The organism is Rhizobium sp. 01T444 (assembly GCF_056398305.1).
In genome coordinates, this window is the sequence record NZ_JBFTPD010000028.1 from 63,740 (window position 1) to 78,687 (window position 14,948).

At 59.3% G+C, this 14,948-nt stretch carries 15 protein-coding genes; 10 read left to right on the forward strand and 5 right to left on the reverse strand.

Features of this window, described 5'->3' with window-relative positions:
* Positions 1-190 precede the first annotated feature (190 nt).
* The 4 genes from AC1DTN_RS28910 (at position 191) to AC1DTN_RS28925 (ending at position 4,326) form a co-directional block, all read left to right on the forward strand.
* On the forward strand, positions 191-763 hold the full coding sequence (locus AC1DTN_RS28910) for a PE-PGRS family protein (protein ID WP_439015511.1): 573 nt from the start codon (positions 191-193) through the stop codon (positions 761-763).
* A 104-nt stretch (positions 764-867) separates the two neighbouring features.
* Positions 868-2,583, forward strand: coding sequence for a type I secretion system permease/ATPase (locus AC1DTN_RS28915; RefSeq protein WP_439015512.1), 1,716 nt, complete (start codon positions 868-870; stop codon positions 2,581-2,583).
* 14 nt (positions 2,584-2,597) lie between these two features.
* Entirely contained in the window at positions 2,598-4,040 is a 1,443-nt protein-coding gene (locus AC1DTN_RS28920) for an HlyD family type I secretion periplasmic adaptor subunit (protein ID WP_477923692.1), read from the forward strand.
* Positions 4,041-4,047: 7 nt separating this feature from the next.
* Entirely contained in the window at positions 4,048-4,326 is a 279-nt protein-coding gene (locus AC1DTN_RS28925) for a transposase (protein WP_007827499.1), read from the forward strand.
* 263 nt (positions 4,327-4,589) lie between these two features.
* On the opposite strand, the gene AC1DTN_RS28930 is transcribed toward AC1DTN_RS28925, so the two are convergent.
* Positions 4,590-5,270 carry an LssY C-terminal domain-containing protein gene (locus AC1DTN_RS28930; RefSeq protein ID WP_477923693.1) on the reverse strand — a complete coding sequence of 227 codons (681 nt, stop codon included), beginning with the start codon at positions 5,268-5,270 and terminating at the stop codon, positions 4,590-4,592.
* 703 nt (positions 5,271-5,973) lie between these two features.
* Here AC1DTN_RS28930 and AC1DTN_RS28935 point away from each other — a divergent pair.
* The 3 genes from AC1DTN_RS28935 (at position 5,974) to AC1DTN_RS28945 (ending at position 8,888) form a co-directional block, all read left to right on the forward strand.
* Positions 5,974-7,260 (forward strand): pentapeptide repeat-containing protein, encoded by a 1,287-nt coding sequence (locus AC1DTN_RS28935; RefSeq protein ID WP_477923720.1) that lies wholly within the window; start codon positions 5,974-5,976, stop codon positions 7,258-7,260.
* A gap of 127 nt (positions 7,261-7,387) precedes the next feature.
* Complete coding sequence (locus tag AC1DTN_RS28940; RefSeq protein ID WP_477923694.1) at positions 7,388-7,975, forward strand: transglutaminase-like cysteine peptidase; 588 nt, start codon at positions 7,388-7,390, stop codon at positions 7,973-7,975.
* A 403-nt stretch (positions 7,976-8,378) separates the two neighbouring features.
* Entirely contained in the window at positions 8,379-8,888 is a 510-nt protein-coding gene (locus AC1DTN_RS28945) for a DUF2867 domain-containing protein (RefSeq protein ID WP_113324882.1), read from the forward strand.
* Positions 8,889-9,335: 447 nt separating this feature from the next.
* Here the strand turns inward: AC1DTN_RS28945 and AC1DTN_RS28950 are convergent, their stop codons facing one another.
* Together AC1DTN_RS28950 and AC1DTN_RS28955 are read right to left on the reverse strand one after the other, a co-directional pair.
* Positions 9,336-10,208: an LssY C-terminal domain-containing protein gene (locus tag AC1DTN_RS28950; protein ID WP_477923695.1), complete on the reverse strand. Its 873-nt coding sequence runs from the start codon at positions 10,206-10,208 to the stop codon at positions 9,336-9,338.
* 447 nt (positions 10,209-10,655) lie between these two features.
* Positions 10,656-11,105: a GNAT family N-acetyltransferase gene (locus tag AC1DTN_RS28955; protein WP_442205483.1), complete on the reverse strand. Its 450-nt coding sequence runs from the start codon at positions 11,103-11,105 to the stop codon at positions 10,656-10,658.
* A gap of 446 nt (positions 11,106-11,551) precedes the next feature.
* Here AC1DTN_RS28955 and AC1DTN_RS28960 point away from each other — a divergent pair, with 446 nt between their 5' ends.
* Complete coding sequence (locus AC1DTN_RS28960) at positions 11,552-11,992, forward strand: DUF3597 domain-containing protein (RefSeq protein ID WP_439015518.1); 441 nt, start codon at positions 11,552-11,554, stop codon at positions 11,990-11,992.
* Positions 11,993-12,107: 115 nt separating this feature from the next.
* Here AC1DTN_RS28960 and AC1DTN_RS28965 read toward each other — a convergent pair whose 3' ends face one another.
* Positions 12,108-12,404: a YkgJ family cysteine cluster protein gene (locus tag AC1DTN_RS28965; protein ID WP_113325194.1), complete on the reverse strand. Its 297-nt coding sequence runs from the start codon at positions 12,402-12,404 to the stop codon at positions 12,108-12,110.
* Positions 12,405-12,925: 521 nt separating this feature from the next.
* Between AC1DTN_RS28965 and AC1DTN_RS28970 the strand changes: the two genes are divergently transcribed.
* Complete coding sequence (locus AC1DTN_RS28970; protein WP_477923698.1) at positions 12,926-14,191, forward strand: hypothetical protein; 1,266 nt, start codon at positions 12,926-12,928, stop codon at positions 14,189-14,191.
* Between the two features lie 163 nt (positions 14,192-14,354).
* Here the strand turns inward: AC1DTN_RS28970 and AC1DTN_RS28975 are convergent, their stop codons facing one another.
* Positions 14,355-14,498 (reverse strand): hypothetical protein, encoded by a 144-nt coding sequence (locus AC1DTN_RS28975; protein WP_310386314.1) that lies wholly within the window; start codon positions 14,496-14,498, stop codon positions 14,355-14,357.
* A gap of 112 nt (positions 14,499-14,610) precedes the next feature.
* Between AC1DTN_RS28975 and AC1DTN_RS28980 the strand changes: the two genes are divergently transcribed.
* On the forward strand, positions 14,611-14,874 hold the full coding sequence (locus tag AC1DTN_RS28980) for a hypothetical protein (RefSeq protein WP_477923699.1): 264 nt from the start codon (positions 14,611-14,613) through the stop codon (positions 14,872-14,874).
* Positions 14,875-14,948 lie beyond the last annotated feature (74 nt).

Here is a 14,948-nt window from a genome sequence, read left to right on the forward strand (position 1 = left end):
CAACGCTCCGCCACTTTCAAGTATACATCCAAAAGAACGTCACCGAATATCTAGATGGTTCAAATATTAAATCGCAGGCAATATTCGGCCGCGGTTGTATTGGCTGGCGGTGGCATCCTGAATAATCACACCGTAGGGGGAAACACCGTAGAATAAACCCGGTAGAAACGAAGTAGAAGGAGCGACATCAATGCCTATTCCTCAAATGTCTGACACGATCTATCTCCACAACCCGGATGCAGGTGACGCGAATGCCGGCAACGGCGGCGATGGCATCAATCATGGCAACATCGACTACAACCCGGTTGCCTATGTAGATCCCGTGCAAACGGTCTACGGGGCAGATACCCATCTGCACAACGGCGATCACGTTTGGCAGGGGGCAGATTGGGACGCCGGCGGCGGTGGACCCGGTGGCTTCAGCCAGGCCCAGAACGGCTTCCTGGCATCGCTCACCAGCGGCGCCGGTGGCGCAGGGGGAGCGGCTACCTCCAACGGCAGTCAAGGAAACACGAGCGGCGGCGACACGGCTACGGTGAATGCGGCTACGACCGCAACACAGTATACGCAACTTGTGGCTGACCAGCATGCCACCATCCTCGCAGGCGTCGGCGGCAACGGCGGCAACGGGAACAACGCTCTGGGCGGCGACATCTCGTCAGCAGTGGTTCACACAAATCCCGAAACGACGACGGTGAACAATGCTCTCGATCATTTCATAAACGCCTTCGGCCATATCGACGTAAGCCATCTTGGCTCCTGAACTCAAGGCTCTGAGGGTCGCCGGCTTCTGCTGGCGACCCTCCTGTATTGCTGAACCAGCAAGCGCTCTCTTCGTGTCAGTATCAAATGCAGCGAGATCTGATAATGGCAACGATTTCCGTAAAACCATCGCACCCGCAGACCCACCTCGTTGTTGCGCTCCGAGCTTGCGCCGGCGCCTTCGGGTTAGTCTTCCTCTATAGCTGCGGCTACAATCTCTTTCTTCTGGCGCCTTCCATCTATCTCCTGCAGATCTATGACAGGGTCCTGTCGAGCCGAAGCGCCGACACGCTCCTGATGCTGACCTTGATCATCGCCATCGCCGTGCTGGTCGGGTCCATGCTGGATATCGTGCGCAGGGCAGCTCTTTCGCGCATCGGCAGCTGGCTGGACCACAGGCTGCGGCCCATGGTGCTCACGGCATCATTCGAATATGCCACTCTTGCCAATGCGGGAGCCGCCACGGAGTGCTACAGGGACCTGGCTGCATTGCGCCAGTTTCTCGATTCACCGGCCAGCTCTCTCTTTTTTGACGTTCCCTGGGCGCCGGTATTCCTGCTCCTGCTCTTTCTCGTTCATCCGCTGCTCGGGGCCATCGGTCTTCTGAGCGCAGTTGCACTTCTGCTGTTTGCGGTCATGACGGAGCTGGCGACGAAAGAGCCGCTTACCCAGGCCAATTTTGCCCTTTCGAGCAGCTATCTGCGATTTGCGATCGCCCTGAAGAACATCGAGGTGATCAGGGCGATGGGCATGCAGGATGGCGCAGCGCAGATCGTCTATCGCGATGCGGAAATGGCAAGAAAGGCGCAGGACGTCGCGATGCATCGCACGGAGATCATTATTGGTTTCTCCAAATCGATCCGCACACTCGCGCAAATCCTGATGATGGGATCGGCCACATGGTTGGTGCTCGTAAACAGCGGCAGTCCCGGCATCATCTTCGTTGCGAGCCTGCTGCTCGGGCGCGGGCTTGCACCAATCGAGGGCGCAATAGGCGCATGGCGCTCCTTCACGTTTGCGCGCAATGCCTTCAATCGCCTGAATAGAATGCTGATAACAGTTGCATCGGAACAAGACGGCCGAGTAGTGCCGATACCGGAACCCAATGGCCTCATTCTCGATAATGTCAGCTATGTCAGGCCATTCGCCGATCGGCCGATATTGACTGATATCACCTTGCGCCTCGCGCCAGGCGATTGCGTAGCGCTGATCGGTCCGTCGGGATCGGGAAAATCGACACTCGGTCGCGTCATAGCCGGCGTTGTGCAGGCAACGAGCGGATGTGTTCTCCTTGGCGGCGTCGATATCTCGGCGCTCCGCCTTTGCGGGGGAACCCGCCATGTCGGATACCTGCCGCAGGACATCGAACTCTTCGGCGGAGCGATCAAGGATGTGATCGGCCGGCTGGACGGAGGAGATCCCGGCAAGGCGATCGACGCCGCGAAGCTGGTGGGATTGCACGAAGCGATCATGCGGCTGCCCCGGGGCTATGAGACCGATATCGGCGAAGGGGGAAACCTGCTCCTTCGGGCTCAGCGCCAACAGCTGGGACTGGCGCGCGCAGCCTATGGAAATCCATCTCTCATCGTCCTCGACGATCCGAATTCGAGCCTGGATTATGACGGCGAACGCATGTTGTTCACGGCAATCGAGCGCATGAAATCCAGGGGGATGACCGTCGTCATCATAACGCACCGGATGGGGATCCTGCCGGTCACCAACAAGATTGCCATCATGCGTAACGGGACGGTGACTGCCTTCGGCGACAGTGACCGGATTTACGACACCTATCTTCAGCCACCGTCTCGAACAGGAACATAGGGAGGGACGCCGCCGTGACCCTTGTTCAATTGAACGTAGCGCTGGCGAAATTTTCAGATCTGTCAAGAACGGGTCTGCGGTTGGCTCGACGATCGACAGCGCCAGCTGTGCAACAGACAACCTATCTTCCGGTCATCGATCCCCAGCACGGCCCCGCCCCTCCTTCGCCCATGCCGGGGCTCAGAGGCGTTGTCTGGACGGGCAACCTGTTGATCCTGGTCTTCATCGTCGGATTGGGGACCTGGTCGGCCCTGGCGCCGCTGAAAAGCGCCGCGGTCGCATCGGGCATTATCGAACCGGAAACCAGCCGCAAGACCATTCAGCACCTGGAAGGTGGGATCGTGCGGCGGATCCTCGTCAAAAACGGCGACACGGTCATGGGCGGGCAGATCGTGATAGAGCTCGACGACACGAAGTCCCGCTCGGAGCGCGACAGCATTCAAGGGCAGCTTTGGGACGCCGAAGGAAGCCGCGCCCGCCTGCTTGCGGAGCAGACGGGCAGCGACCATATCGCCTATCCTGACGACCTGAGGGCAGCCATGGACCGATATCCTTCGGTCAGCGAGATTCTGACCGGGCAACAGAAAATCTTCGAAGCCCGTCGCCGGGTCATGCAGGCGGAAATTGGCATCATCAATGAAAAAATCGCGCAGGTGCGGCAGGAGATCGTCGGACTTGGCGCACAGAAGGCATCACTGGCCGACAGGACCACGATCTCGGGCCAGGAAATGGATCAGGTTACTGCCCTCAACGCCAAAGGACTGGAAAAGAAGAGCAGACTTCTCAACCTCCAGCGGGAAAAAGCAGACCTTGATGGCCGGCAGGGTGAAGTAGAGGCACAGATCTCCCGCGCCTATCAGGTGATCAGCGAGTCACAGGCCGATCTCGCAAAGCTTGAGAGCGACCGGTTGAACGAAGTCGCCCAGGGCATGCGCGATACGGAAAGCCGGATCATGCAGTTGCGCGAGCGCTTGCGGGCGATCGACGACCAGGTTTCGAGGACCGATATCCGTGCTCCCGAAGATGGAACGATCATGAACCTGCGCATCCACACAATCGGTGGGGTCATCGGCGCCGGTGAACCGCTCGTCGATCTCTTGCCACGCGCCGATCGCCTTATCGTATCTGCCCATGTCAGGCCTGAGGACATCAATCTCGTCCGTGCAGGGCTCGAGGCACAGGTTCACCTCCTTCCATACAATCAGCGGCGCGTTCCACTCCTGAAAGGTCGTGTCGAATATGTTTCAGCGGACCGTCTCATCGATCAGCAGAGCGGCCAGCCCTACTATGCCGCGACAATTCGCGTAACGGACGAGCGGTTGGCGAAAATGAGAAATGTCGAACTGGTCGCGGGCATGCCCGCGCAGACACTGATCGAAACCGGCCAAAGCAGCGTGGCGCTCTATGCCATCAGACCACTCCTCGACAGTTTCAACAGAGCATTTCGCGAGGACTGAGACTGTGATGGGCAAGAGAAAATTCGACGACGACCAGATTACGGGCATCCTGAAGGAGCACCAGGCCGGGGTGACGGTGGCAGATGTTTGCCACAGGTACGGCATCAGCGAGCCGACCTTCTATCGGTGGCAATCCCTGCAGTTCGGAAGCGGCGGTCTCTCCGCCAAAAGGGTGAGAGCACTGGAGGAAGAAAACCAAAAGCTCAAGAAGCTTTTGGCCGAAGCCATGCTCTCGGCGGCAACGCTGAGCGAGATGCTGGCGAAGACATCGAAAGGGCGAAACTGACCTCCAGACAGAGGGTTGCTGGCCCCTAAATCCGATCCGGAATTATGTAGCAAATGCCACCAACGGCCGCTTTCGGCCCAAAGTGGTCCTTCGAAGACAGACACCGATAGGCGCAAAGCGGTCGATTGCGGATTGCTGCATTGCTACCGAGCTCCCGATTTTCCCAAATCCGTAACCGCCCGCCTCACGGTTGAACGAGCCCGGTGAGCGGCCCTCAACGCGAGAGCTCTTCCGGCTGCCGAAGACATTGAATATCCGGCCTGCTACTGGTTTCGAAGCACGCCGACGAGAGCCTTTCCGTCGGTGAAATAGGGATCGCCGCCTCCGTTGCGGCCGTCTTTGGTCGCTCCGATGCCATTGATCTCATAGCTCGACAAAAGTTGCCCGGCCTTGAGAAGATCGCTGATGACAAGGTTTCGCTCTGCGTCGACATCAGGGCCGATATGATGCGTGATTTGACCGGTATCGTGGCTGAAGCCGACGCCCCGATCAAAACTTGCCGAGCCTAGCCAGTGCGGGAGGCCATTTGGGCCGGTTTGTTCGGTCAGCCAAAAACGAACATGGTTGCGTTCGTCGGCGCTTTTGCCCACGGGCTTTTCGAAAGCCAGATCCTGTTTTCTGCCCTCAAAAAGCAGTGGGCTGACCGGCGCATCGAGATCAGGCCGATCAAGCACCACGCTCAGTCCGATATCGATCGATGTGCGCAAGGTAATCTTATCGGCAGGATCCCATCCGGCAGCCGCGAACGCCCGGATGACCTTTTCCTTCGAACCGACAAGACCGACATTGATGGGGTCGCCGGGAATACCCTGCTCGGTGGTCGTGACCATGTCGCCAACCTTGGCAACGCGGTCGGCATCGTGAAAAATCCAGATTTCGGGAATGACGAAATAGGCAAGCAGCAAATATGTGAACAGCAGGGCAGCCACGGTGCTCGTCGCCATGCGGATTTTCGTGCGATGAAGCATTGGAAATCCCCCGATTGCCAGGGAGGATCATACGCCGAACATGCGGCGGCGACATTGATAATTTGCAGTTGGCTTCGGCAGCAACTGCCACCGACCACTTGTGGCGCAAAGCGGCCAACGCCGCATCGTTATCGGTTGGTGGCATTTGCTCCACAATCCCGATCCGATCTGACCGGCTGATCCGATTGCAGGATCAGATCGGGATGGGTGGAGGATACCCCTTCGAGGACTCCGCGCAACAAAAAGGGGGCACCTCACGGCACCCCCCTTCTGCCCCCCCAAAGCCGGCATCCCCTCCCCGGATACCGGCCCCCTCACAAACACCCCTCTCCTCCCTCACCTCTGTGTTCCCGGCCCAGTCCGAGTTATCTCACAGAGATTCGCGCCGCCCCCTTTTGGGCGCAATGACATCTACGCGGCACATATGCACCATCACTGCGCAGAGGCGACGCCTGAATTCCTGTGACTTCCTTTGCGCCAGCACGCGGGCACAGGAATGAGGGAGGAAAGGGAATGCGCCTGGCAGATGGTGACGAGAAGACACCGTCGCCGGGGCCGCATTTCCGATACCGCTATTGAAAGAAGGGCTTCGTCCCTGAAGCCCCTCCTCCCGGTTCAAGATGCTGGATTAGCCGGGGTTGTGTTCGCCATTGCCCTGGCCGTCATGACTGCCCTCGCCATGACCGCCCTCGTCGGAGCCGCCCTTGTCAGAGCCACCCTTGTCCGAACCACCCTTGTCCGAACCGCCCTTGTCGGAACCACCCTTGTCAGAGCCGCCCTTGTCGGAACCGCCCTTGTCGGAACCACCCTTGTCGGAACCACCCTTGTCGGAACCACCCTTGTCAGAGCCACCCCTGTCGGAGCCGCCCTTGTCCGAACCGCCCCTGTCCGAACCACCCTTGTCGGAACCACCCTTGTCGGAACCACCCTTGTCAGAGCCACCCTTGTCAGAGCCGCCCTTGTCCGAGCCGCCCTTGTCAGAGCCACCCTTGTCCGAGCCGCCCCTGTCCGAACCACCCTTGTCCGAACCGCCCTTGTCCGAACCGCCCTTGTCAGAGCCGCCCTTGTCAGAGCCGCCCTTGTCAGAGCCACCCTTGTCAGAGCCACCCTTGTCCGAGCCGCCCTTGTCCGAACCACCCTTGTCGGAGCCACCCTTGTCGGAGCCGCCCTTGTCAGAGCCACCCTTGTCAGAGCCGCCCTTGTCGGAGCCACCCTTGTCGGAGCCGCCCTTGTCGGAACCAGCCTTGTCAGAGCCACCCTTGTCAGAGCCACCCTTGTCGTTGCGGTCGTTGCCGCCCTTGTCATTGCGGTCCTTGCCACCATCGTGGTCGCGATCCTTGCCGCCGTCATGGTCGCGGTCCTTGCCACCATCGTGGTCGCGGTCCTTGCCACCATCATGGTCGCGGTCCTTGCCACCATCGTGGTCGCGGTCCTTGCCGCCGTGGTGGTCGCGGTCCTTGCCGCCGTGGTGGTCACGATCCTTGCCACCGTGGTGGTCATGATCCTTGCCGCCGTGGTGATCGTGGTCCTTGCCGCCGTGATGACCGCCGTGATCGCCGGGGCCGTCGCCGTCGCCATCACCAGGGTCGGAGCCGCCGGTGTTGCCGTTGCCGTCATCGCCGCCGTTGTTCTGATCGCCGGAAGAGGTCTGGTTCGACGCCTGTTTGCCAGAGTCGGAGCTGCCGCCGGAACGGTTGCCGAAGCGATTGCCGCTGCTGTCGTCATTGACCGTGCGGCTGTCATCGTCGGTGCGGATGGATTTCGTTGGCAGGCACAGCCTGGCCTCAATCGTGCCCGGCGCTGCCTTGGCGCAGTTGACAACTGCCGGCGCGGCCATCGTGAGGCTGCTGCTTGCCAGAAGGTAAGCAACGGCGACGCTATACTTCGCTGCTTTACGGATCATCTTTTCTCTCCCAAAGTTAACAAACCGTTAACTGGGAGAATTCCTATATTAGCGAACCGTTAACTCCAAGAATAAACTGTGGATAATGGCACAGAGCATTAATCTATAGTTAATTACGCAAGTAATAAATTTTATTAAAGTTTTAGTATAAACCATGTTACCTTCCCCGCGCACAATAAAGAGGTGATTCATGCGATGGCTTTTTTGTTTTGTTTCCCTCGTGTTTTTTCCTACGCAATTTCAAGCATTTGCCGGACAGCCTCTGCCGGTTGGCAGGAATATCGGCGCGCCGGTGGGGTTCGCCTCTGCTTGCGCCAGCTATCGCTGGCTTTGCCATCGGACATCCGCTCAGGGCGGCGGCCGGGCACCGGTTGAGCAGGCGGGCATGCCGCTTCTGCGCAAGGTCACCCGCGCCGTGAACCTCGCCGTCCGCTCGACGGAGGATCGCTCCTCTTCCGGAAACGGYGATGTCTGGACGCTGCCCGTCGGCGGCCGGGGCGACTGCGAAGATTACGCTCTGCAGAAGATGAAGGACCTGATCGACGCCGGATTTCCGGCAAACCGCCTGGCGCTCTCAGTGGTGATCGGCCCGCATGACGAGAACCACGTGGTGCTGATCGCCCGCATGGACGACGGCGACTACGTGCTCGACAATCTCAACAACGTGGTCAAACCCTGGAGAGCCACGCCCTATACATTTCTTGCGACGCAGGATTTCCGGGCAAAATCGACCTGGCGCGTGACGCTTGCCGGGCCGCGGGCGAATGAGTTTTCGTGATCGGACCCTCCCTCCGACACACCATGACTTGTCGACCACCAATTCGGTTCATTCCGGGGGGATCAACCCGGTCTGTCCTCTGATTAAAACCCCTCCCCAACCCCTCCCCACAAGAGGGAGGGACTAAGACGCGGCACCGCCTCGCTCCCCCGAAACGTCGAGGATCCGTTATTATGTAGCAAATGCCACCAACTCGGTGGTGGCAATTGAGTCGCTGGTTGATGACTCCAATCGGCCCGCAGTGATGATGACCGCTGTCGGCCCACAGCGGACAGGCCGAGCCCTGAGGCGATTTGTCTTCACGCCCGTAATTGACGGTCCCTTGAGCAGATGACATCATCATGACCATGGGTTTTCACCGCAACACGCCCGCAGTTGGCGGCCATGATTAGGTGACATCATCATGAGTGTGGGTTCGCACCGCAAACCGCAGATACGCCGGGCGACGCCGCCGTCGGAAAGTGTCGTTGCAAGCTGGTACGAGAACGCTAGTTTACTCGATAGCTACAGCATTGACTTGACTGCATCGGAGCAGTCGAGCATGCGCGAGTTGGCGACTCGGACACTCGTCAATCCACCCGCGTGGCAAAAGGCGTTAATCGCGCTGCGCGACGCCATGGTTACGCCCTTTGGCATCAAAACCTCCGATACGGTTAGGACGAGCCCAGACAGCCATGAACGGGTGGACTTCTTCCCGGTCCACTGGGAGGGCAAGGACGAAATCGTGCTCGGTACTGATGACCGACACTTGGACTTCCGGCTATCTCTTCTCCGACGCCGTTCTCCGATAGGCACGTTGCTCATCGCGACAACCGTTGTGCATACCCACAATGTCTTGGGCTTCACTTATCTTAACGCGATCAGACCTTTTCATTACCTGGTGGTCAGAGCCAACCTGGCACGCTCTACATAAACACAACTACAGTAGAGCAGCAGGGCGCGAAGCTGCCACTCGAAAGCCGAAATCAACCGCGCGGTAGACTACAGTATCAAACGTTCCTTCTATGAAAATTTCGGCCCTCACCTTGAGCGTATCGATATGCAAATCGGGTATTTATCCCGAGCCCGGCACCATGCCGGGCCAATTCCCTAAAGCCCGAGCTTTCCGGTAGTCTAGGATCGAAAGTTCGGCATAATTTGAACGCGTTGGAAGACCGAGTTCAGCCCATTCCAGACGTGCACCCGCTGCTGTGGAAAGCGCAAAATGCGGACCATGGAGAATTTGCCACAAACCGTCGCGAGCGATTTAGCTCGGCGCGTTGCACGCTGGCTGTCAGGGCCGATAGACTGGCGGGAACTCGGTCTTTCTCTTGATCAAGGGCGCCCGGCACTTTGAACTCATTCGGTCTGGTTTATCGGATCAGGGTGTATCCGGCCCGACAACGGCACCGGCGTGACCGGCACCCGTGGCACTGACAGTCAAGCTGGCAAACGCGATCTCACCATCGGTAATGTAATGGTTGACCTTTCCGGTGTTCAAACGTGAGCCAGATTGGTGCCGCGCGACCTCCCCGATTACTTGCTTTGCCCTCAGTTCGTTGACTATGTAGTCGCGCTCGGCGTTCGTATCGGAATCGGTCTTATGTGTGACTTGGAATGTTAGCCAAGTCAGAGAAAGCCCGGTATCTCTCGTGCCCGCCCCAACCCATAGGACGCGCTCCTCGGGCGATGGCCTGTCGGTATTCAACCAGAAGCTCGCCGCGCTCATGTCGTCCTCGGAATGGGCAAGGCTAAGGGCCCAGAAACGGATGTGATGGCGCTTGCGGGGGCTATCGTCGATGGGCTCCTGGAATCCTATGTCCTGCCGTCGTCCAAAGAGATAGAAGGTGCTGAAAGGTGCGGTGGGATAGGCAGAGTTCATCAGGAAAGCGCGCATCATTCGCAACGAGCTTGCGATCCCCAAATTGTCGGCCGTGGACCAGCCCGCCGTTGCAAAGGCCTCCCGGAGTTGTTGAAGATTGCCGATGAGGGCGAAATTTATAGGATCGCCGGGCAGGCCATCGGCCGTGATCGTGTATCTGGGGATCAGCCCCCGATGAAGAACCTTCAGGGACAGTCGGACCACGCTCGGAAGAATGACGTAAGCAGCCAGGCCATATGTGAGGCACACCGCAGCGAGCCATGGAAACCTGTGGTCCGCAGTATCGAAAACAACGAAGACGATCAGCCAAACGCTGAGTACACCCAGACAGAAAACCAGAAACCTCCGGAAAAGGCGCGTCAGCAATCTCAAGACACAGTCTCCTAGTCTGGCGTCTGATGGGCTGGCAGTCGCCCTCGCTGTTCGTCACCGGGATTTTAGCACCCGAGAGTATGCAAATGATAGCGCCGCCGTCGCTCCTTGTCGGCCATATCGAGCGAGCCCCCACTACACGCTAGCGGAACCATGTGGCACTTGCTCCATAACGCCGCGATTTTGCCGCAAAACTTAGGATTCCTGCGACACGGCATTGCCCAATGTCGGAGACGGCCGGTGAAAAACATGGATCGCGGAGACGGCGTCGGCAATCAGTGCGACGATGCCGCAGGCCTCGGGCAGCGTGGGCCAACGCCCATAGGCCCTGCGGTGTTGGGATTGCAAATATTGGCGGTGAAGAATTCGACGAAGCGATACGAGACATGGTCACCAGCGGCGGCAACAATCGCAGGGGCGTGCTGCGCGGCGATGACCGCAGCTGGTTCATGACGCTACGTCTCCGGGCGTCTCAAATCGCTTCCGGAGGAAGATGAAGCTGTGTCCCGGTGGAAAATCATCCATGATCCCGAAGGCCTCATACCCAAGCCGTTCGTAAAACCCGCGCGCCTGGAAGCTATGGGTCGTGAGCCACGCGCCTCGGCAGCCGCGATCTATCGCCTCTTGCTCAGCGAGCGCCATGAGACGACGGCCAATACCGCCATGGCGAAGCGCTTCCGGCACTACCAGTAGATCGACATGCAGGTGGTCATGAATCGTGCTGCCCCAAAGCCCACCAATGATATTTCCCGTTTCGGGCTCAGTGACAGTTAAGGCCAGCAGTTTATCTTCGGTCTGACGCCCGATACGAGACGCGTTGAACTCAATCAGCGACGCGGCAATGGCGGACCGCTCATGTGAACCCGGATCTCTGACGAGCTGGATCGTTACCTGCATGAGCATCCTCGCGAAAATCCCGATAAAAGCGACACTTGTTTTCCTAACTTGTGCCACGGCGCATGGTACGGAGTTCTGCGATAGCCGCAATGTCCGCTTGTGGCGCAAAGCTGCCAACGCCGCATCGTTATCGGTTGGTGGCATTTGCTCCATAATCCCGCGAGGATCCGGAAAGCGGGTGCAGCAGGTTAAGCCCCTCCCACCTGTGGGGGTCCGAAGGACGGGTCGAGACCCGTGGCTCGACCCCGGCATCCGACAGGATGGGTTTGGGGCGGGGTCTTCCTTCAGCGCCGCAGCGGATACAGCAAGGCCCACCACGAACCATGATTCCCGTCAGCGGCCTTTGCGGATCGCCTCACCACCCTACTTCTCTCCCGGTGAGCATTTGGCAACCCCGGCTCCGTCCGGGCATTTCCCTATAGCAACCACAAGAGGAGGGTTTCCCCGTGGGCGTCTTCGACCGCATCAAGAACGCGATTTTTGGCAAAGCGCAGGCAGCACCCGTGCCAGAGCCGGCATCCGCAGCTCCCCCTGCCGCTCAGCCCACGGCAGCCACCAAGTCCCCACCGGTAACCGAACCCGCCACCGGCGCGCCGCCACCGGCTCAACCGAGCCCCGCCCAAGCCAGCAGTGCCGATATCGAGCAGATCCTGAACGCCGCCGTGAAGAAGTCCGGCCAGAAGCTCGATTGGCGCCATTCGATCGTCGACCTCATGAAGGCGCTYGGAATGGATGCGAGCCTTGCCGAACGCAAGGAACTGGCCGGCGAGCTCGGCTACACCGGCGATACGAACGACAGCGCGAAGATGAATATCTTCCTCCACAAGGCACTCATGAAGAAACTGTCGGAAAACGGCGGCAAGGTGCCGGCCGATCTTCTGGATTGAGTGGCAGTTGGTAGAAACGACGAGAGCACAGCAAAACTGCGCAGCGGTCTTGCGTCCGGAATTGCGTGAAGCAAAGAGACGGGGCATTTCCGTGATTTGAAGAAACGGAGATGCTCTAAGTCAGCCCGAAGGCCTTGCGCGCCGTCGAACAGGCGTCGTCTCCGGGAAGGCATGTGCGGCAGACGTCCGGCCTGAGGCCGTAGATCACGCATGATACTTTCGAACCGATGGTGCCCGAGAGCGCAGAGCAACGCTCACCATCGCAGCGCATGCCTGATTGATCCGCCGAGACGAACTGAGCCGGCAGCAAATCGAGGTCGGCATCGCTCTCGGTGGAGAATCTCGGCCATTCGCTCGAATAGGAACAGCACGCGCCGCAGGCCTGACAGTCTAGCTCTGTTGATAGGGTCATGGACAGGTCTTAGCACCTTACCTGCCAAGGATGCAAAACCATCCGTGCCTCCACGTCGGAGATTTCGTCAGCATCCGTCGGCCGCATGGCCGAGGTGAGCGCTTCCGGCGGATGACGCTGACGTATAAGTGCACCAATGCTAAAGTAAAAAGGCTCTTCAGCATCCAATTGAGCAAGTATGCCCCGGCACACCCCCTCTGTCCTGCCGGACATCTCCCCCACAAGGAGGGAGATTGGCTGGGGCACCGGTTTCCCCAAACAATGAACGTTGCAGCGGGCAAAACGGTAGAGGGACGAGAAGGTCAGGCCGCTTGTCGATCTCCACCCTTGTGGGGGAGATGTCCGGCAGGACAGAGGGGGGTATCCCACGGCACAACCCCTCATGAAAAGAGGTTAGCGCAGGCGAACCTCCTCCCCCAAAAGACCTTCATCAAAATACACGCCATCAGCCTATATCCTCGCCCTTGCGGGCCATATGCCGCCGTGGTTTCATTCATCACATTCTCAGGGGACGATATTTCATGACGGGATTTTCGAAGGCTCTGATGGTTTCGACCGATGTTGCCCATATCGTGCTCTTCCACCCCGATGATCTCGCCCATGCCAGTGACTGGCCGATCGCCTGGTATTCCGAGCCCTTCGTCTACCCGCTCGAAAGTGCCGCGGGCCGGCTGATTGCCTGGTCGACGCGCAGCGACGGCAGTTTTGCCGTGCGCCTCACCGATGGCGCGATGACGGAGCGGGAACAGTCCTATGCCGGGCCGAGCTGGACCTTTCCCTATAGCGTGCGGCATGGACGGGTGTTTCTCGACAATACCGATACCCTGCCGGGCAAGGAGCAAATGACGCAGACAACAGATGCTGAGGAATATTGGATCGACATCGCGAATGGAGACTATGCCGTCACCGTGACCGCGCTTGAGTGGAGCGCCGAGCCAAGCGCGAGGGATGGTACGGCCGACAAGGGTTCAAGCGATAACGGCGCCGACAAGCTGCCCGATTATGTTGTGCAATTTCAGCCCGCATCCGGCGAGCCGATCAAGCCGGCAAGACGCCCGCCCGATCTCGTCTGCCTGATGGAAGCGGTCGCAACCGACAAGATCTACGCCCATAACCCGAAACCGCCGGAGCCGGTCGATTTCTCCCGTCCCTACCCGGCCTTCGCCTCGGCCAATGTGACGCGATCAGGCGGGAATTTCTCAAGCCAGGGCGAAGCGCCGATCGAGGCGGCTGTGCCTGCCGATGGCGACAGATTTGCGATCTTCGATACGCCCTTTGTCGTGGCCGCCGAGCTCGTCCCCGGCGCTCCCGCCGTGATTGCCGAATGCCATGGCAGCGGCGGCAGCCCCGGCAAGGCGATGCGCTTTTCCTTCCGCGCCAGGCAGGCTGTGCAGATTGCCGAGGTTACCGGCCAGTACATCGATGGCAGCTTCGAAGCCCTGGGCACAACTGGCCTCTTCCGCCGCCGGCAGAAGCCGGTTTCATCAGATGCGCTCGCCGCCGTGCGCATTGCACCGCTGCCGGAGGTCACCGGCAAAGTGGAGGTCTCGGCGCTGCGGGCAAGGATTGTCGGCGATCTCAGGGACGGCGGCGCGCTTGGGCGGCAGCTCGGCGGCCTGTCGGAATATGAGGCCCGCAAGCTCGCCGCCTCCGACGATGCCGACATGCTGATGGACTGGCTGATCGATCATCTGCCGCTGGATGCGCGGGAGCGGCTGCGGATTGCCACGCTGGCGCCGGATGCGCAGTGCGAGGCGCTGAGTGCGGCTTATGATGGGCTTGGGTAAGAGAGCTGCCTTCAGGTGTTATGGGTGTCTTGCCCACCAAGATCGAAGCGCTTGGTTCGAGTCCACCGCCACCACGCACCCTTCACCCGCCCAAGCATCCTCTTCACCATCTCGAGCGTTTCAATCCCGCCAGCACCGGTTTCGGAAAGGACACCCGGCAGCCTCACTTCGCTTTCAGTGGCACCGGAAAGTCGTTCATCAGGTCGAGCATGCAGAGGGAAAAATCGAGCTCCGTTTCGTTCGAGCGCACCCGTTCCCCGTTTGGCTTGATATTCGTCACGTCGAGTTCGATCGGAACGGTGATCATCCTGTCCCCGTAAAACTAGATGCGCCCACCCATGCGGGTGATATCTATGCGATTACCCGAGGCGTAAAGTTTTCTCCGGCTCTGATGTCCAGAGCAGCAAGAGGAGGACGCAATGCCGACCATCCTGGCTCATCATGACGTCAAGGACGTCAAACACTGGCTCACCTCGCCCCGTCGCAAGGAAATTTTCGAACCGATCGGCTGCACGAACATTCGCACCTTCGTCGATCCGCAATCGTCCAACAAGGTTGGCCTCGTCATGGACGTCGCCGACATGGGCCGCCTGGCGGAATTCATGAAGACCAGGCAAGCGGCCGATGCGATGGAATATGACGGCGTATTGCCCGAGACCTTGGTGATCCTCGTTCAATCCTAGCCAAGCAGCTGAGTTCAATCTGTCAGGGATCAACCCGTTCTGTCGGCATACCGCGCCGGCAATCAATCCCCGCC